Raw genomic sequence first — 280 nt, forward strand, 5'->3', positions numbered from 1 at the left:
GTAGGTGGAGGGCTGGGAGCCCGGGCGGCGCGGCACGCTGACGGGCAGTCGGCCGGACGGTTCGGTGCGGCCGCTGAGCACCGAGGCGATGGCCCTCGTGCCCTCCTCGCCGGGGAAGAACGACTGCACGACCGCGGCTGCCTCATCCGCCGCCCGCCCCAGGGCGTAGGGGCGTCCGGCGAGCAGGGTCACGACGACGGGGGTGCCCGCGTCGAGAAGGGCTTCGAGCAGCTGCTGCTGGACACCGGGGAGCGCCAGGTTCTCCGCGTCGCAGCCCTCC

The 280-nt window shown here is 75.4% G+C and carries 1 protein-coding gene; it reads right to left on the reverse strand.

Going from position 1 to position 280, the window contains the following annotated elements:
* A partial coding sequence (locus IG90_RS40460; RefSeq protein ID WP_033895131.1) for a glycoside hydrolase family 3 protein occupies positions 1 to 280 on the reverse strand: 280 nt, incomplete at both ends.

Origin of the sequence: Streptomyces anulatus, from assembly GCF_000721175.1 — a bacterium.
Classification (GTDB): domain Bacteria; phylum Actinomycetota; class Actinomycetes; order Streptomycetales; family Streptomycetaceae; genus Streptomyces; species Streptomyces anulatus_C.